An 18,032-nucleotide genomic window follows, 5' to 3' on the forward strand; every position below is an offset into this window, starting at 1 on the left:
CATGCCGAAGGTCAAAGTAGACGGCGTAGAACTCGAAGTCCCGGCGGGCGCCACAGTCCTCCAGGCTTGCGAGCAGGCGGGGAAGGAAATCCCCCGTTTCTGCTATCATGAGCGCCTTTCCATCGCCGGCAATTGCCGCATGTGCCTGGTCGAGGTGAAGCCTGGACCGCCCAAGCCGCAGGCGTCGTGCGCACTTCCGGCCACCGAAGGCCAGGAAATCCGCACCGACAGCGAAATGGTCAAGAAGGCCCGCGAAGGGGTGATGGAGTTTCTGCTCATCAACCACCCGCTCGATTGCCCGATCTGCGACCAGGGCGGCGAGTGCGATCTTCAGGATCAGTCGGTCGCCTATGGCCGTGGTTCGTCGCGCTATGACGAAAACAAGCGCGCCGTCACCGAGAAGAATATGGGGCCGATCGTCAAGACGGTCATGACCCGCTGCATTCAGTGCACCCGTTGCGTGCGCTTTGCAGAGGAAGTTGCGGGCGTGCCGGAAATCGGCGCCATCTATCGCGGCGAAAACATGCAAATCACCACCTATCTCGAACATGCCGCCAAGAGCGAGCTGTCGGGCAATGTGGTCGATCTCTGCCCGGTCGGCGCGCTGACCGCCAAGCCCTACGCCTTCGAAGCGCGTCCGTGGGAACTCAAGAAGACCCATGCGATCGACGTGATGGACGCGCTCGGCACCAACATCCGCCTCGACAGCCGTGGTCGTCAGGTGCTGCGCGCCGTGCCGCGCATCAATGACGACGTGAACGAGGAGTGGGCGTCGGACAAGACCCGTCACAATGTCGACGGTCTGGTCCGCAAGCGCCTCGACAAGCCGTTCGTCCGCAAGGATGGCAAGCTGGTTCCGGCGACCTGGGCGGAAGCCTTTGCCGCCGTCGCCGCGGTCCAGCATGGCGGCAGCGTCGCGGCCATCGCCGGCGACCTGCTCGATTGCGAAACCATGTTCGCGGGCAAGGCGCTGGTCGAAAAGCTCGGCGGTTCGCTCCTGGAAGGCCGTCAGACCGGCCTGTCCTACGACGTGTCGAGCCTGTCGTCGGTGGTATTCAACACGCCGCTCGCCGATCTCGAAACCGCGGACGTCATCCTGCTGGTCGGCACCAACCTGCGCTGGGAAGCGCCACTGGTGAACACCCGCATCCGCAAGGCGATCAAGAAGGGCGCGAAGGTCTTCGCCGTCGGTCCCGAATTCGACCTGACCTACAAGGTCGAATGGCTGGGCAATGACGCGTCGCTGCTGGCCAAGCTGCCCGAAGCCGTGGTCGAAGCCTTCAAGGGCGCTGCCCGTCCGGCGATGATCGTCGGTGGCGGCGTGCTGGCCAAGGACGGCGCGCATGGCGACACGCTGGCGCTGGTCGATACGCTGGGCCTGATCAAGGACGGCTGGAACGGTTACAACGTCCTGCACTTCGCGGCGGCCCGCATGGGCGGCCTGATGCTGGGCTATGCGACCAAGGGCGGCATCAAGGCTGTGGCTGCGGCCGCGCCGAAGCTGCTCTTCTCGCTGGGCGCCGACGAAGTCGACTATTCGGCCTTCGAGGGCAGCTTCAAGGTCTATGTCGGCCATCATGGCGACAAGGGCGCCCATGCGGCGGACGTGATCCTGCCGGGCGCAAGCTATGCCGAAAAGGCCGGAACCTACGTCAACCTGGAAGGCCGGGTGCAGTTCGGTGAAAAGGCCGTGTTCGCGCCGGGCGACGCCCGCGAGGACTGGTCGATCCTGCGCGCCCTGTCGGAAGCGCTGGGCGCCAGGCTGCCCTTCGACAGCTTCGACGCGCTGCGTGGCCAGATGGTCAAGGCGGTTCCCGCATTGGGCGTCGAAGGTATCGCCGACTATGGCTGGTCCGTGCCTTCGCTGCCGACCGGTGCGACCGGCGAGCTGGGTTCGCCGATCAAGGATTTCTACCTCACCAACGCGATCTGCCGCGCCAGCCCGACGATGCAGCAATGCTCGGCCGAGCTGATCCATGGTGAAAGCTTCGCGGAGGCCGCAGAGTGACCGCTTTCTTCCAAGGCCTCGGCCTGCCTTTCGAAGGCGCCTGGCTGCTTTCGACCATTATCGGTATCCTGGTCATCGCACTGCCGCTGATGCTGGCCGTCGCCATGATCATCTATGCCGACCGCAAGATCTGGGCGGCCATGGCGCTGCGCCGTGGTCCCAACGTCGTCGGCCCGCTGGGCCTGCTTCAGTCCTTCGCGGACGGCCTCAAGGTCTTCCTGCAGGAAACCATCGTTCCCTCGGCGTCGAACAAGGCCCTGTTCCTGATCGCGCCGATCATCACCTTCACCGTGGCGCTGATGGCCTGGGCCGTCATCCCGTTCGGCGCCGGTGTGCTGGTGTCGAACATCAATGTCGGCCTGCTCTACATCCTCGCCATCTCGTCGCTCGGCGTCTATGGCGTGGTGCTGGCGGGCTGGGCGTCCAACTCCAAATATCCCTTCTACTCCGCGATCCGCGCCAGCGCGCAGATGATCTCCTATGAAGTCTCGATCGGCTTCATCCTCATCACCGTCGTGCTGTGGGCCGGCAGCTTCAACATGTCGGCGATCGTGGAAAGCCAGAAGGGTTATTATGGCTTCCTCAACGGCAACGGCTTCAACCCGCTGCTGTTCCCGATGGCGATCATGTTCCTGATTTCGGCCATGGCGGAAACGGCGCGTGCGCCGTTCGATCTGACCGAAGCGGAATCCGAACTGGTCGCGGGTTACCAGACCGAATATTCGTCGATGGCCTTCGCGCTCTTCTGGCTCGGCGAATATGCCAACGTCATCCTGATGTGCGGCCTCAACGCGATCCTGTTCTGGGGTGGCTATCTGCCGCCGTTCGACTGGGCGCCGCTCTATCTGGTGCCGGGCATCATCTGGTTCCTGCTCAAGATCGCCTTCTTCTTCTTCGTCTTCTCCTGGGTGAAGGCGACGGTGCCCCGCTACCGTTATGACCAGCTGATGCGCCTGGGCTGGAAGATCTTCCTGCCGACCTCGCTCTTCTTCGTCTTCCTGGTTTCGGGCTTCCTCATGCTGACGCGCTATGGAGGCGCACAATGAGCCTCGGTTACTACGTCAAAAGCTTTACCCTCTGGGAGTTCGTGAAGGCGCACTGGCTGACCTTGAAGTATTTCTTCAAGCCCAAGGCGACGATCAACTATCCCTACGAGAAGAACCCGATTTCGCCGCGTTTCCGTGGTGAACATGCGCTGCGCCGCTACCCCAACGGGGAAGAGCGCTGCATCGCGTGCAAGCTGTGCGAGGCCATCTGTCCGGCGCAGGCGATCACCATCGAGGCGCAGCCGCGCGACGATGGCAGCCGCCGTACCACGCGCTACGACATCGACATGACCAAGTGCATCTATTGCGGCTTTTGCCAGGAAGCCTGCCCGGTCGATGCGATCGTCGAAGGTCCGAACTTCGAGTTCGCGACCGAAACCCGCGAGGAGCTGATCTACGACAAGGCCAAGCTCCTGGAAAACGGTGACAAGTGGGAGCGTGCCATCGCTGCCAATCTTGCTGCCGATGCACCCTATCGTTAAGCCGCCGGCGTCAAAGGGAATATGAACCTGTGATCCACGTCCTCGCCTTTTACCTGTTCGCCATTCTGGTGGTGAGCAGCGGCGCGCTCACGATATTGTCGCGCAACCCGGTCCATTCGGTCCTCTGGCTGATCCTGGCCTTCTTCAACGCTGCCGGTCTGATGATCCTGCTCGGCGCCGAATTCATCGCGATGCTGCTTGTCATCGTCTATGTCGGCGCGGTCGTGGTGCTGTTCCTGTTCGTCGTCATGATGCTCGACATCGACTTCGCCGAACTGCGCGCCGGCTTCGTCAGCTATCTGCCGTTCGGCCTGCTGATCGCGCTGGTGCTGCTGGCGGAAATCGTCCTGGGCATCGGCCTGTGGAGCGCCGGCCCGGTTGAACTGGCCCAGCGTGCGGCCCCGGCCAATCCGGAACTTTCCAACATCCAGGCGATCGGCGGTATTCTCTACACCCGCTACATCTTCCTGTTCGAGGCGGCGGGTATCGTCCTGCTGGTCGCGATGATCGGCGCCATCGTGCTGACCCATCGTGCCCGTGGCGGCGTCCGTGGCCAGAATGTTGCCAAGCAGAACCGCCGTCGTCCGCAGGACGCCGTGCGCAACATCAATCAGCCCGTGGGGCAGGGGGTGGAGCTGTGATCGGCCTTCAACATTATATGGTGGTCAGCGCCATCCTCTTCGTGATGGGGGTGCTCGGCATCTTCATCAACCGCAAGAATGTCATCATCATCCTGATGGCGATCGAGCTGATCCTCCTCAGCGTGAACATCAACCTCGTCGCCTTCAGCGCCTTCCTGGGCGATCTGGTGGGCCAGGTCTTCTCGATGTTCGTGCTGACCGTCGCGGCGGGTGAAGCGGCCATCGGCCTCGCCATCCTCGTCATTTACTTCCGTGGTCGCGGCACCATCGCCGTCGACGATGTCAACCGGATGAAGGGCTGAGCCAAATCCCATGATCCAGCTTATCGTCCTTCTCCCGCTGCTCGCCGCAGCCATCGCCGGCCTTGGCAACAAGGCCCTGGGCAAGATTCCGGCGAAGATCGTCACGACCGGCGCGCTGTTCGCTGCCTGCGCCATGTCCTGGCCAATCTTCATCAGCTTCCTGACCGGCCACGCCGAACCCTATGTCGCGCCCGTCTTCACCTGGATCGAAAGCGGCAGCTTCGATGCCCAGTGGGCACTGCGGGTCGACACCATGACGGCGGTCATGCTGGTGGTCATCACCAGCGTGTCCAGCCTCGTCCACCTCTATAGCTGGGGCTATATGGACGAAGAGCCGGATCAGCCGCGCTTCTTCGCCTATCTCTCGCTCTTCACCTTCGCGATGCTGATGCTCGTGACCGCGAACAATCTGCTGCAGATGTTCTTCGGTTGGGAAGGCGTGGGTCTGGCCTCCTACCTGCTGATCGGTTTCTGGTTCCGTAAGCCGAGTGCAAACGCGGCCGCGATCAAGGCGTTCGTCGTCAACCGCGTCGGCGACCTTGGCTTCATGATGGGCATTTTCGGCACCTATCTGGTGTTCAACACCATCTCGATCCCGGAAATCCTGGAAATGGCCCCGTCGATGGCGGGTTCGACCATCGGCTTCCTGGGTCACCGCTTCGACACCATGACCGTGCTCTGCCTGCTGCTGTTCATCGGCGCGATGGGTAAGTCGGCGCAGCTGGGCCTCCACACCTGGCTTCCCGACGCGATGGAAGGCCCGACCCCGGTGTCGGCGCTGATCCACGCGGCCACCATGGTCACGGCCGGCGTCTTCATGGTCTGCCGTCTGTCGCCGATGTTCGAAATGTCGCCGACCGCGCTGACCGTGGTCACCTATGTCGGTGCCGCCACCTGTCTGTTCGCCGCCACTGTCGGCACCGTGCAGACCGACATCAAGCGCGTCATCGCCTATTCGACCTGTTCGCAGCTGGGCTACATGTTCTTTGCGGCCGGTTGCGGCGCCTATGGCGCGGCGATGTTCCACCTCTTCACCCATGCCTTCTTCAAGGCGCTGCTGTTCCTGGGCGCCGGCTCGGTCATCCATGCGATGCACCATGAGCAGGACATGCGTTACTATGGCGGCCTGCGTAAGAAGATCCCCGTGACCTTCTGGACCATGACGCTCGGCACTCTCGCCATCACTGGCGTCGGCCTGCCGCTCGTTGGCATCGGTTTCGCCGGCTTCTATTCGAAGGACGGCATTCTCGAAGCGGCCTTCGCTTCGGGCGGTGCAGGCATCGGTGCCTATTATGTCGGCATCTTCGCCGCGCTGCTGACCAGCTTCTACAGCTGGCGCCTGGTCTTCCTGACCTTCTTCGGCAAGCCGCGCTGGACCCAGTCGGAACATATCCAGCATGCGCTGCACGACGATCACGGCCACGGCCATGACGATCACGCCCATGCTGGCCATGGTCATGACGATCATGCCCACGCGCACGCCGATCATGGCCATGACCATCATGCCCATGACGCTGGCGACGGCACCGGTGGCTACCATCCGCATGAAAGCGGCCTGGTCATGCTGATCCCGCTGCTGGTGCTCAGCCTGGGCGCCGTGTTCGCCGGCTTCGTCTTCCACGACCAGTTCATTGGTCCGGAAGGCGGCATCGAGTTCTGGAAGGGGGCGCTCGCGTTCGACAGCCACCTGATGCACGCCGCGCATGAAGTGCCGACCTGGGTCAAGTTCGGTCCGTTCACCGTGATGCTGACCGGCCTGGTCATTGCCTGGCTCGCCTACATCAAGAACACCGACTGGCCGCAGCGCTTCGTCGCCACCTTCGGCGCCCTGCACCAGTTCCTGCTGAATAAGTGGTACTTTGACGAGCTGTACAACTTCCTGTTCGTCAAGCCTGCCTTCGCCATCGGCCGCTTCTTCTGGCAGTTCGGTGATGTCGGCTTCATCGACCGCTTCGGCCCCAACGGGCTGGCTGCTCTGGTCGTGCAGGGCAACAAGATCACCCGTCGGCTTCAGTCCGGCTACCTCTACACCTATGCGCTGGTGATGCTGATTGGCCTCGCCGCGGCTGCAACCTGGGCGATGACACGATAATGGACGGCTTCCCCATCCTCTCCCTGATGATGGCAGTGCCGATGGCTGGTGCCATCGCCTGCCTCTTCGCTGGCGCCAACAATGCGCGCTGGATTGCGCTGATCGCCACGCTGGTCGATCTGGTCCTGGGCGTCGTCCTGTGGATCAATTTCGATCAGTCGGGCGCAGGCGCCCAGTGGCAGTTCACCGAATATGCGCCGATCTTCGGCCGCTTCGCGTGGGCGCTCGGGATCGACGGCATCGCCTTGCTGCTGATCGCGCTGACCGTGTTCCTGATGCCGATCTGCATCGGCGCCAGCTGGAACGCGATCAACAAGCGCGTCGGCGAATATATGGCGGCGTTCCTGTTCATGGAGGTGCTGATGATCGGCGTCTTCACCGCGCAGGATCTCTACCTCTTCTACATCATGTTCGAAGCCGGCCTGATCCCGATGTATCTCATCATCGGTATCTGGGGTGGTGCGAACCGTATCTACGCCTCGTACAAATTCTTCCTCTACACGCTGCTCGGCTCGGTCCTGATGCTGATCGCGATGATGTGGATGGTGCATGAGGCCGGCACGACCCGCATTCCCGACCTGATGGCCTACAACTTCGATCCGAAGATCCAGATCTGGTTGTTCCTGGCCTTCTTCGCCAGCTTCGCGGTGAAGATGCCGATGTGGCCGGTCCACACCTGGCTGCCCGACGCGCACGTTCAGGCGCCGACCGCCGGTTCGGTCATCCTGGCAGGCGTGCTGCTGAAGATGGGTGGCTATGGCTTCATCCGCTTCTCGCTGCCGATGTTCCCGGAAGCCTCGGCGCAGCTCGCGCCCTGGGTCTGGGGCCTGTCGATGGTCGCCGTCGTCTATACCAGCCTCATCGCGCTGGTTCAGTCGGACATGAAGAAGCTGATCGCCTATTCGTCGGTCGCGCACATGGCGATCGTCACCATCGGCCTGTTCGCCTTCAACCAGGCGGGCCTGGAAGGCGCGATGATGGTCATGCTGGGCCACGGCCTCGTCTCGGGCGCGCTGTTCCTCTGCGTCGGCGTCATCTATGACCGCCTGCACACCCGTGAGATCAACCGCTATGGTGGCCTTGCGATCAACATGCCGCGCTACGCCGTGCTGTTCCTGCTCTTCACCATGGCTTCGGTTGGTCTGCCGGGCACCAGCAACTTCGTCGGCGAATTCCTGTCGCTGATGGGCATCTATCAGGTTTCGACCTGGGCGGCGCTGATCTGCACCACCGGCATCATCCTGGGTGCGGCCTACATGCTCTACCTCTATCGCCGCATTTGCTACGGCGATCAGGTGAATGCCGATGCCGCCGCCATGCCCGACCTGTCGGCGCGTGAAATCTGGCTGCTCGCCCCGATTGCCGCGGCGGTGCTCTGGATGGGCGTCTATCCGGAAAGCTTCCTGGCCCCGATGCGTCCCGACATCCGCGCGCTCGAAGCGCGTCTCGCCCCTGCGGCTCCCGCAGGAGATTCCCAGATCAAGATGGGTGCGCCCAAGCCTGCGGGCGAGGGCCATCATGAAGAAGCCGCTGCGCACGGGGAGGCGCACTAATGATCGAAACCGCTTCCCTTCTGGCCGTATTGCCGGAACTCATCCTCACCGGCTCCGGCCTGGTGCTGATGCTGATCGCCGCCTTCGGTGGTGACCGCTCGACCCATGCCGTCAATTGGCTGGCAGTGCTCGCACTGCTCGCCGCCGGCCTCAGCCTCTGCACCTCGATGGCGCACGGCCCGGTCGCGTTCGACGGCCTGGTCCGTGCCGACGCCTTCTCGGTCTATGCCAAGGCGCTTATCTATGGCGCGGCCGGTGCGGCCATCCTGCTGGCCCCGCGCTTCTTCGCTGCCGGCGGCGCGCTGCGTCCCGAATATGCCGTCCTGATCGTCTTTGCCGCTATCGGCATGGGCATGATGGTCTCGGCCGGCGACATGCTGACGCTCTATGTCGGCCTGGAAATGAACAGCCTCGCGTCCTACGTGCTGGCCAGCTTCATGCGCCAGGACGAAAAGTCGTCGGAAGCGGGCCTCAAATATTTCGTGCTCGGTTCGCTGGCCAGCGGCATCCTGCTCTACGGCATCTCGCTGCTCTATGGTTTCACCGGTTCGACCGCGTTCGACGGCATCGCCATCGCCATGGGCGACGGCGTGTCGAAGGGCGAGCTGTTCGGCCTGGTCTTCGTACTCGCGGGTCTCGCCTTCAAGATCAGCGCCGTGCCGTTCCACATGTGGACGCCCGACGTCTATGAAGGTGCGCCGACCCCGGTCACCGCCTTCTTCGGCAGCGCGCCCAAGGTCGCCGCGATGGGCCTGATGGTCCGGGTCGCGATCGAAGCGCTCGGCCCGGCCGGTCTCGACTGGCAGCAGATCATCATCTTCGTTGCGCTCGCCTCGATCCTGTTCGGTGCGGTCGCGGCGATCGGCCAGACCAGCATCAAGCGTCTGATGGCCTATTCGTCGATCAACAATGTCGGCTTCGCGCTGGTTGGCCTCGCCGCCGGCACGCCCGCCGGCGTTGCCGCGACGATGAGCTACATGGCGATTTACGTCGTCATGACCATCGGTGCCTTCGCCTGCATCCTCCAGATGCGGGATGCCGACGGCAAGCCGGTCGACACGATCGCCAGCCTCGCCGGCCTGTCGCAGTCGCGCAAGGGCCTGTCGGCCGCCTTCGCGATCTTCATGTTCTCGATGGCCGGTATCCCGCCGCTGTTCGGCTTCTGGGCGAAGTTCCTGGTGTTCGATGCCGCGGTCGCGGCCAACCTGACCGCGCTCGCCGCCTTCGGCATCGCCATGTCGGTGATCGGCGCCTTCTATTATCTCAAGATCATCAAGACGATCTATTTCGACGAGCCGGCCGCGCCCTATGAGGCGAAGGGCGGGGCGGTCGAGAACATCATCATGGCCGCCTGCGCCATCGTGATCGTCTTCGGTTATCTGCTCAACCCGCTGCTGGACAAGGCCAGCGCGGCTGCGGCGGCTTCGCTGTTCTGACGCAGTTTCGCACCGTAGAAGAAACCGGCTCCACCAATGCCGACATGCTGGCATTGGCGGAGCAGGGTGAAACCGAGGGCCTCTGGCTGCGCGCAAAGCGACAGTCCGGAGGCCGCGGTCGTTTGGGCCGGGCGTGGGAAAGCCCGGTCGGCAATCTCTATTGCTCTACTCTGATCCGGCTGCAGCCGGGCGACCCGATGGCGCATACGCTGGCGCTGGTCACGGCGAACGCCGTCCATGCGCTGGTCGCGCCGCTCTGTGCCGGACAGGCGCGGATCAAATGGCCCAATGACATATTGGTCGACGGTGCGAAGATCGCCGGTATCCTGCTGGAACGCACCGGCGATGCCGTGGTGGTCGGTATCGGCCTCAACGTCACCCATTTCCCCCAGGGCCTCGACCGTCCGGTCACCAGTCTCGTTGCGCAAGGCGCGACCGGGGAAGGGGCGGATGCCGCCGCGTTGCTGGAGCGCCTCGCCCAGCTTTTCGGCCATTGGCTGGCGATCTGGCGGGCACAGGGGCTTGATCCGGTCCGCGCCCACTGGCTGCTCAATGCCCATCCGACCGGCACGCCGATGCGCGTCGTCCAGCCCGACGGCGACGTGGTGGAGGGTGGCTTCGGCACGCTCGACAGCCAGGGTATGTTGATCCTGCGCTTGGCGAATGGCGATACCCGTGCCATTCATGCCGGCGATATCTTTCTCATCTGAGGGTTCGGCCATGCTTCTCGCGATCGACGCGGGCAACACCAATGTCGTTTTCGCGCTGCTCGACGGGCGTGAGATCAAGACGCGCTGGCGCATCGCCACCGACCCGCGCCGCACCGCCGACGAATATGCCGTGTGGCTGAACCAGCTCTTGATGCTGGAAGGCTATGCCATGGCCGATGTCGACGCGGTGATCGTCGCCACGGTCGTGCCGCGTGCGCTCCACAATCTTCAGGTGCTGGCCGACAAATATTTCAAGACCACTGCGCTGGTCGCCGGCCAGGCGCCGGTCGACTGGGGCATCGAACTGGATGTGGCGGAGCCTGCGTCGGTCGGCGCCGACCGGGTTGTAAACGCGATCGCCGCGCACCACCTTTATGCTGGTGATCTGATCGTCATCGACTTCGGCACGGCGACGACCTTCGATGTGGTGGATTATCGCGGCGCCTATAAGGGCGGCATCATCGCGCCGGGCATCAACCTGTCGCTCGATGCGCTGGTGGCGGCAGCGGCCAAGCTGCCCCGCATCGCGATCGCCCCGCCAGAGAACCGATCGGTTATCGGTCGGACCACGGCCGACGCCATGTTGATCGGCGTCTTCTGGGGCTATGTGGCGATGATGGAGGGGCTGGTCGCCCGCATGCGCGCCGAGATCGGCCGCCCGACCAAAGTGATTTCGACCGGAGGACTCGCTGTCCTCTTCAATGACAATAGCGATATTTTCGATGCGATCGCGCCCGACCTGACGATCCAGGGCCTCGCATTGCTGTACGAACGGAGTTTTAAAACAGAATGACACCCAAAGACGAGCTGCTCTTCCTGGCCCTTGGCGGCTCGGGCGAGATCGGCATGAACGTCAATCTTTATGGTTGCCAGGGCAAATGGGTCATGGTCGATCTCGGCCTGACCTTTGCTGATCCCCTGTATCCCGGCGTGGAACTGGTGCTGCCCGACCTGGCCTTCATCGAGGAGCGCAAGGACGACCTGCTCGGCATCGTGCTGACCCACGGGCATGAGGATCATATCGGCGCCATCCCCTATCTGGCGGCGGACCTGGGCGTGCCGCTCTATGCCACGCCCTTCACCGCCGGCCTGATCCGTCTGAAGCTGGAAGAAGAGGGCCTCACCAAGGAGGTGAAGCTCCACGTTATCGAGAATGAGGGCAGCTTCAATCTCGGCCCGTTCGGTTTCCGCTATGTGCCGCTGGCCCATTCGATCCCGGAGGGCAATGCCGTCCTGATCGACACGCCGCACGGCCGCATCTTCCACACCGGCGACTGGAAGCTGGACGCTGCCCCGCTGCTCGGCCAGCCCTCCACCCCGGAGGAACTGACCGCGATCGGTGACGAGGGCGTGTTGGCTCTGGTGTGCGACAGCACCAATGTCTTCAATCCAGAACCGTCGGGTTCTGAAAGCACGGTGCGCGATGGCCTGATGCAGACAGTTGCGGCGGCGAAGGGCCGGGTGCTGGTCACCACCTTTGCCTCCAATGCCGCGCGCGTGCAGACGCTGGGCGAGGTCGCGGCCGCCACCGGGCGCAAGCTGTGCGTCGCCGGCCGCTCGCTCGACCGCATCATCAGCACCGCCAAGGCGGCCGGCTATCTCAAGGATTTCCCGCCGGTGCTGGATTGGGACGATGCGATGGATCTGCCCCGCTCGGAAGTGATGTTCATCGCCACCGGCGGCCAAGGCGAGGCGCGCGCCGCCCTGTCGCGCATCGCCTTTGACAGCCACCCGATCAAGCTGGCCGAAGGCGACACCGTCATCTTCTCGTCCAAGCAGATTCCGGGCAATGAGATCGCGATCGGCCGCATCCAGAATGCGCTGGCGACCAAGGGCATCATCATGGTGACCGACCGCCAGGCCGAGGTCCATGTCTCGGGCCATCCGGGCCGTCCGGAACTGGAATCCATGTATCGCTGGATCCGCCCCGCCATCCTGCTGCCGGTCCATGGCGAGCGCCGCCACATGGCGGAACAGGCGCGGCTTGGCCTGGCCACCGGCATCCCCGATGCGGTGGTCCAGTCGAACGGCGACCTGCTGCGTCTGGCACCGGGCAAGCCGACGATCATCGGCCATGAGGATACCGGCCGTCTGGTGCTTGACGGCGATGTCATCCTGCCGGCCGACGGCGCGACCATGAACGAACGGCGCAAGCTCGGCCTGCACGGCCAGATCAGCGTGGCGGTGGCGCTCGATGCCAAGAACCGCCTGATCGGCGAACCCGTGCTGCGCACTCAGGGCGTGCCGGTGGAGGAAGACAAGGATGCCTTCCTCGCCGAAGCGGCGGAGGAAGCGGCAGCGGCCGTCGCCAAGGGATCGATGGAGCCGGAAGCCCTGCGCGAGCGCCTGCGCCTCGCCGTGCGCCGCACCGCGACCCGCTGGACCGGCAAGAAGCCGATCGTCGACGTGCTGCTGATCCGCGCATGATTTAGGCCAGAGCGCCGTTCGCCTCCGACCTTCGGGCAGATGCGAACGGCGCTTTCGCGCGAAGCCGGAAACATCTGGAGCGAAATGACAGCATGGGTTGATCTCATGTCATCTCGCTCTAGGCTCGGGCCGATCAAGATTGAATCGTCATGGCGAGCGAAGAAGCGCCGCAATGACGGGAGAGGATAGGGGCATGGGCTGCAATAATGGGCGGGCCGGATGAACTGGTACGCCATCTTCGCCATCTATGTGCTGTTCTGGGTGATCAGCGCTTTCCTCGTCCTGCCCTTCGGCCTGCGCACGCCCGACGAGACGGGCGAGGCGCTGCTGAAAGGCCAGGCGGACAGCGCCCCCAGCAACTTCCGCCCCGGCCGCGTCATGCTGCGCGCGACCCTGCTCTCGGCCGTCCTGTTCGGGCTCTATTATGCCAATTATGTGCAGGGCTGGGTGACGATCGACAACATCCCCGGCCTCCATCCGCCACGCTGAGTGCGGGCTATGTACTGCGAGCGCGGGCAAAACCGATGCCAGGGAAGCGCCATGCAGGGATGAATGACTATCTTCTGCTTTTCCCCCCGTCATGCCAGCGAAGGCTGGCATCTTTGGCAGGCGCAAGCGAAGGAAACGGATAGCGCAAACGGCTGATCTCCGTCTGTTACCGCATGAGACCGGGCCTTCGCGGGGATGACGAATAAGGGTGAATGGCGGACGGTCGGCTTTGAACATCCGACAGGGCGTTAGCTGTCAGGCTGCAAACTACTTCGCAGCTATCAGGATGGCCGTCGTTTTCGCTAAAAAACGAGGATCAGCGGTATTGATGCGCTCGCAAATTATGGTTGCAACCTTTCGCGCATCCTCAGGGGCAGACCGCAACTGTCGAACCAACTCGGATTTTGCAGCATCAGAGTTCAGCACGCGCATCATAACGATTGATGCCCAGCGGGCCGAAGCGATGTTCAGGAATGGAAGCGCTGCGACAAAACTGCTGATGTAGACATGATCGTCGAACTGCTCTGCTGCATGGACGATCGACCACATCCCGTCATCGTCGCTGTCATCGTTCAACATCAGTAGCAACGGTTTGATGGTTTCCGGATTGGCGGCACTCGCAATCGGATCGAGTGCAGCATCTACAGCTAAAGCTGTCTGCCCATCAGCTATGACACGGCGCAAATGGTTCAAGCGGTCTTCGATCATTTCTGCGTTATGGCGATCAATTTCAACGTCCGCAATTGAGAGCAATGCCAGCGAAGGCAAATGGCAAAAAGTGGTCGCTAACCGCCCGACCCCATCCCGTCATGCCGGGCTTGACCCGGCATCCCGCTTTTCTTGCTTTGCGAGCGCGACCCGACCAAGGCCGCACCCGGTCTGTCCTATTCGCCCCGTTCATGATCTACTCCGGCCATGAACAGCCGTCCCCCTCACGCACGCATGTCCAGAATTGTCGCGTCCCTGTCGCCTGACTGTCGCGTCGGTGGCGCGGGACGGTGACCCTGATCGTGACGCAATAGTCGCGTCACAGGCGCGTTGCTGTCGCGTCGCGGGCGCGTGACAGCTGCAAAAGGCCCGAAATGGCCCGACGACACTGTGAACTTCGGGCCGAAATAAACTGTCGCGTCGTTCGCCGACCGGCGACCCTCAAAGCAGAAAATTCGCGCTGTCCTACACCGCACCCCTCCGCCATAATGCGGATGGCTCTTTGACCTGTCGGATATGTCTACGTGCTGTGAAGGCCAGCCCTACCGCTTGCGCGTCAATTCCCGCATTGCCTCGTCCAGCCCCTCCAGCGTCAGCGGATACATGCGTTCGTTCATCAGGTCGCGGATGGTGCGGGTCGACTGGCTATAGCCCCAATGTTCCGCCGGCGCGGGGTTCAGCCACACGGTCGCGGGGTAAGTATGGGCGACGCGTTGCAGCCAGACGGCACCGGCTTCCTCGTTCATATGCTCCACCGATCCGCCGGGATGGCTGATCTCATAGGGGCTCATTGCCGCGTCGCCGACGAAGATCACCTTATAATCATGGCCATATTTGTGCAGCAGGTCCCAGGTCGGGGTGCGCTCGGCAAAGCGGCGGCGATTATCCTTCCACACGCCTTCATAGAGGCAGTTATGGAAATAGAAGAATTCCATATTCTTGAATTCGCTGGTCGCGGCGGAAAACAGCTCCTCGCACAGCTTGATATGCGGGTCCATCGATCCGCCCACGTCCAGGAACAGCAGCAGCTTGACCGCATTGTGCCGCTCGGGCCGCATCCGGATATCGAGCCAGCCTTGCCGCGCGGTGCCGCGGATCGTGGCGTCCAGGTCCAGCTCGTCGGCCGCGCCCTCCCGCGCAAAACGCCGCAGCCGGCGCAGTGCCACCTTGATATTGCGGGTGCCGATCTCGCGATTGCTGTCCAGATTGGCGAATTCGCGCTTTTCCCAGACCTTGATCGCGCGCTTGTGCCGACTTTCCCCGCCGATCCGCACGCCCTCGGGATTATAGCCGCCATGGCCGAAGGGGGACGTGCCGCCGGTGCCGATCCACTTGCTGCCGGCCTGGTGGCGCTCCTTCTGCTCCTCCAGCCGCTCTTTCAGCGTCTTCATGATCTCGTCCCAGTCGCCCAGCGACTTGATCTTCTCCATCTCCTCGGGGCTGAGGAACTTCTCCGCGACCAGGCACAGCCATTCCTCGGGTATCTCCGCCTCGACTCCGTCCTGGCCCAAAAGGCCCTTGAAGACCTTGGCAAAGACCTGATCGAACCGGTCGATCAGCCCCTCATCCTTCACATAGGTGGCGCGGGCGAGATAGTAGAAATCCTCCGGCCGCCGCTCGATCACGTCGCGGTCCAGCGCTTCCAGGAGCAACAGATGCTCCTTGATGCTGGCGGGGATGCCGGCGGCGCGCAGCGCGTCGAGGAAATTGAGCATCATGGTGCCGATCTTGTCGGCCAGCGGGTCGGGCGATGCAAGCGCCGGGCGGATCGCATTGGCGAAATATTAAGTGTTGCACCGCACGGTAAACAGTCCAGTATTCATTATGACAGTTAAGTTGCGGGGGCGGCTTGGAAAACGGAGAATTGTTGGCTGACCTGGGGGAACGGTCGGGCGACATAGCATTGCAATGCAGCGAAACCGCTGGATTTCTGGGCGAGGTGAACCGCCGGATCCAGGGCGATTCGGCGCGCCTGTCGGATCTTCAGGCGAACATGCAGACGCTGACCGCCAGCCAGAATGAGAGTGTGGCGGCGGCCCAGGAGTTGAGCCTGACCGCCGGGCGCGCCGGGCGCATCATTGCCGAGGGGCATGACGTCATCACCCTGTCGCTGGGCGAGGTGGCGGGGCTGGTCGAGCATGTCACCGGCCTCGAAGGCCATTTGCGCCAGTTTCTGCAGGTGATCGAGGCGGTGGGCGGCATTTCTGACCAGCTCGGCACGATCGCCCGCCAGACCCGTCTGCTGGGTGTCAATGCCGCGATCGAGGCGGCGCGCGGTGGTGAGGCAACGATGGGCTTTGCCGTGGTGGCGGAGGAAATCCGCCGGCTTGCCGAGCAGGCGGCCGAATCCTCGGCCTCGGTCGGCAGCAAGCTTGGCCAGCTAGACCGCGATGCCCGCCATCTGATCGGCGGGGTGGAGGCGAATATCCAGCGCGGCCGCGACGTCGGCACCCATATCGACCAGCTGCGCCTGTCCATGGCGGAGATCGCCTCGCTGGTGAGCCAGTTTGGCGAGCGTTCCAATGCGATCGTCGCCTGCACCGACGAGGCCGACGCCCATGTCGCGGCGCTGGACCAGGGGCTGGCGCTGTTCGGCCGTTCCTCGACCGAAAGCGCGGGGCGGGTCGACATGGCCCGCGACAAGATCGAGACGCTGGAGGGCCTGGCCAACGACATGCTCAACACGGCGGCGCAGAGCCGGCTGCGCACCCGCAACAGCCATTATATCGCGCTGGCCGAGGATGGCGCGGCGGAAGTCGCGGCCCTGCTCGAAGATGCGCTGGCCTGCGGCGAACTGTCGCAACAGGCCTTGTTCGATCGCAGCCATCGACCGATCGCGGGGTCTGAACCGACCCAATATCAGACCGGCTTCACCGCCTATGCCGATCTGCGGGTGCGACCGTTGCTCGACCGCCATACCGCGAAGGACGCGACCATCATCGGTTGCTGCCTGATCGACATGGACGGCTATCTGCCCACCCATATCAGCGCGCGCAGCCAGCCGCAGCGCATCGGTGACCCGCGCTGGAACATGGAGCATGCCCGCAACCGGCAAATCTTCATGGACGCCCAGACCCGCCGCGCGCTCGACGGCGACGACGACTTCTATCTCTTCACCTATCGCCAGAATCTGGGGGAGGGGCGCTATCGGGCACTGCGCAGCGTGTTCGTGCCGCTGCGTTTCGCCGGGCGTCGATGGGGTGTCTATGAGGTCGGGTATCTGATCTGATCGACGCGCCGGATGCCATGGATCAACGAGACCAGAACGAAGGAGATGATCATCAGCAGATACCAGGCGCCCAGCTTCATCAGGCTGACCATCTCCCAGCCATGGCGCTGGCTGGGATAGGTCCAGGCATTGGCGAAGGTGCCGATATTCTCCGCCAGCCAGATGAACAGCGCGACCAGGAAGAAGCCGAGTAGCAGCGGCATGCGCCGTGGCTCCCGCCAGGGCGTGAACCAGATCCATGTCCGCCCGAACAACAGCATGGCGGCAGCGAACAGGGCGATCCGGACATCGGGCAGCCAGTGATGGGCGAAGAAATTGACATAGATGGCGCTCGCCAGCAGCACTGTCGCCCAGACCGGCGGATAGCGGCTGAAGCCGAAGTCGAAGATGCGCCAGATCCGCGCGATATAGCTGCCGACCGCAGCATACATGAAACCGGAAAAGAGCGGCACCGGGCCGATATGGAGCAGACTGGCCTCGGGATAGACCCAACTGCCCGCATGGGTTTTGAACAATTCCATGATCGTGCCGATCAGGTGGAAGGCGCAGATCACCAGCGCCTCGCGCGGGCTTTCCAGTCGCAGGGCCAGCATCGCGATCTGGATCGCGATCGCCGACAAGGTCAGGAAATCATAGCGATGCAGCGGCGCACCGGCGGGATAGAAAAGATGGGTGGCGAGTAGCAGCGCCAACATCAGTCCGCCGAACAGGCAGGCCCAGCCCTGCTTGAAGCCGAACAGCAGGAATTCGTAGGCCCAGGCGCGCGGCCCCGCCGCAACGCGGACCGATTCCAGATGGGCGCGTATCCGCGCAAAGCGGGTCGCGCCCGTGGGGTCGTTCATGTCTTGATATCTAGCGCGCCATGGCCCGGCCGCCAATCATTCCGGCCCCGACGAAAATGCTTTGCAG

16 protein-coding genes are annotated in these 18,032 nt (G+C 63.2%); 13 read left to right on the top strand and 3 right to left on the bottom strand.

All coding sequences use genetic code 11. The features are described from left to right. Position 1 precedes the first annotated feature (1 nt). From nuoG to GGQ90_RS02545, 12 genes are all read left to right on the top strand, one after another. Positions 2-2,008, top strand: a complete 2,007-nt coding sequence (nuoG, locus tag GGQ90_RS02490; protein ID WP_188080671.1) for an NADH-quinone oxidoreductase subunit NuoG — start codon at positions 2-4, stop codon at positions 2,006-2,008. Continuing rightward, positions 2,005-3,054 (top strand): NADH-quinone oxidoreductase subunit NuoH, encoded by a 1,050-nt coding sequence (nuoH, locus tag GGQ90_RS02495; protein WP_007714767.1) that lies wholly within the window; start codon positions 2,005-2,007, stop codon positions 3,052-3,054. Before nuoG ends, nuoH begins: the two co-directional genes overlap by 4 nt. Beyond that, positions 3,051-3,536 (top strand): NADH-quinone oxidoreductase subunit NuoI, encoded by a 486-nt coding sequence (gene nuoI, locus GGQ90_RS02500; protein WP_004211738.1) that lies wholly within the window; start codon positions 3,051-3,053, stop codon positions 3,534-3,536. Before nuoH ends, nuoI begins: the two co-directional genes overlap by 4 nt. 29 nt (positions 3,537-3,565) lie before the next feature. Further along, on the top strand, positions 3,566-4,177 hold the full coding sequence (locus GGQ90_RS02505; protein WP_188080672.1) for an NADH-quinone oxidoreductase subunit J: 612 nt from the start codon (positions 3,566-3,568) through the stop codon (positions 4,175-4,177). Continuing rightward, positions 4,174-4,479: an NADH-quinone oxidoreductase subunit NuoK gene (nuoK, locus tag GGQ90_RS02510; protein ID WP_004211745.1), complete on the top strand. Its 306-nt coding sequence runs from the start codon at positions 4,174-4,176 to the stop codon at positions 4,477-4,479. Before GGQ90_RS02505 ends, nuoK begins: the two co-directional genes overlap by 4 nt. Before the next feature lie 10 nt (positions 4,480-4,489). Then, entirely contained in the window at positions 4,490-6,571 is a 2,082-nt protein-coding gene (nuoL, locus tag GGQ90_RS02515) for an NADH-quinone oxidoreductase subunit L (protein ID WP_188080673.1), read from the top strand. Further along, positions 6,571-8,124, top strand: coding sequence for an NADH-quinone oxidoreductase subunit M (locus GGQ90_RS02520; RefSeq protein WP_188080674.1), 1,554 nt, complete (start codon positions 6,571-6,573; stop codon positions 8,122-8,124). The genes nuoL and GGQ90_RS02520 overlap by 1 nt, the downstream gene beginning before the upstream one ends. After that, positions 8,124-9,560, top strand: coding sequence for an NADH-quinone oxidoreductase subunit NuoN (nuoN, locus tag GGQ90_RS02525; RefSeq protein WP_188080675.1), 1,437 nt, complete (start codon positions 8,124-8,126; stop codon positions 9,558-9,560). Before GGQ90_RS02520 ends, nuoN begins: the two co-directional genes overlap by 1 nt. Next, positions 9,557-10,270 carry a biotin--[acetyl-CoA-carboxylase] ligase gene (locus GGQ90_RS02530; protein ID WP_188080872.1) on the top strand — a complete coding sequence of 238 codons (714 nt, stop codon included), beginning with the start codon at positions 9,557-9,559 and terminating at the stop codon, positions 10,268-10,270. The genes nuoN and GGQ90_RS02530 overlap by 4 nt, the downstream gene beginning before the upstream one ends. A 10-nt stretch (positions 10,271-10,280) precedes the next feature. Further along, positions 10,281-11,063 (top strand): type III pantothenate kinase, encoded by a 783-nt coding sequence (locus GGQ90_RS02535; RefSeq protein WP_188080676.1) that lies wholly within the window; start codon positions 10,281-10,283, stop codon positions 11,061-11,063. Beyond that, complete coding sequence (locus GGQ90_RS02540) at positions 11,060-12,697, top strand: ribonuclease J (protein ID WP_188080677.1); 1,638 nt, start codon at positions 11,060-11,062, stop codon at positions 12,695-12,697. Before GGQ90_RS02535 ends, GGQ90_RS02540 begins: the two co-directional genes overlap by 4 nt. Before the next feature lie 219 nt (positions 12,698-12,916). After that, complete coding sequence (locus GGQ90_RS02545; protein ID WP_188080678.1) at positions 12,917-13,186, top strand: DUF1467 family protein; 270 nt, start codon at positions 12,917-12,919, stop codon at positions 13,184-13,186. A 267-nt stretch (positions 13,187-13,453) separates the two neighbouring features. Here the strand turns inward: GGQ90_RS02545 and GGQ90_RS02550 are convergent, their stop codons facing one another. Then, positions 13,454-13,894 (bottom strand): Imm30 family immunity protein, encoded by a 441-nt coding sequence (locus GGQ90_RS02550; RefSeq protein ID WP_188080679.1) that lies wholly within the window; start codon positions 13,892-13,894, stop codon positions 13,454-13,456. A gap of 542 nt (positions 13,895-14,436) precedes the next feature. After that, entirely contained in the window at positions 14,437-15,612 is a 1,176-nt protein-coding gene (locus GGQ90_RS02555) for a vWA domain-containing protein (protein WP_188080680.1), read from the bottom strand. 146 nt (positions 15,613-15,758) lie between these two features. On the opposite strand from GGQ90_RS02555, the gene GGQ90_RS02560 reads away from it, so the two are divergent. Continuing rightward, complete coding sequence (locus tag GGQ90_RS02560) at positions 15,759-17,123, top strand: methyl-accepting chemotaxis protein (RefSeq protein ID WP_188080681.1); 1,365 nt, start codon at positions 15,759-15,761, stop codon at positions 17,121-17,123. Here the strand turns inward: GGQ90_RS02560 and GGQ90_RS02565 are convergent. After that, positions 17,099-17,965: a DUF817 domain-containing protein gene (locus tag GGQ90_RS02565; RefSeq protein WP_188080682.1), complete on the bottom strand. Its 867-nt coding sequence runs from the start codon at positions 17,963-17,965 to the stop codon at positions 17,099-17,101. The two genes, GGQ90_RS02560 and GGQ90_RS02565, sit on opposite strands and share 25 nt — an antisense overlap. Positions 17,966-18,032 lie beyond the last annotated feature (67 nt).

It is taken from the genome of Sphingobium scionense (assembly GCF_014197035.1).
Classification (GTDB): Bacteria; Pseudomonadota; Alphaproteobacteria; order Sphingomonadales; family Sphingomonadaceae; genus Sphingobium; species Sphingobium scionense.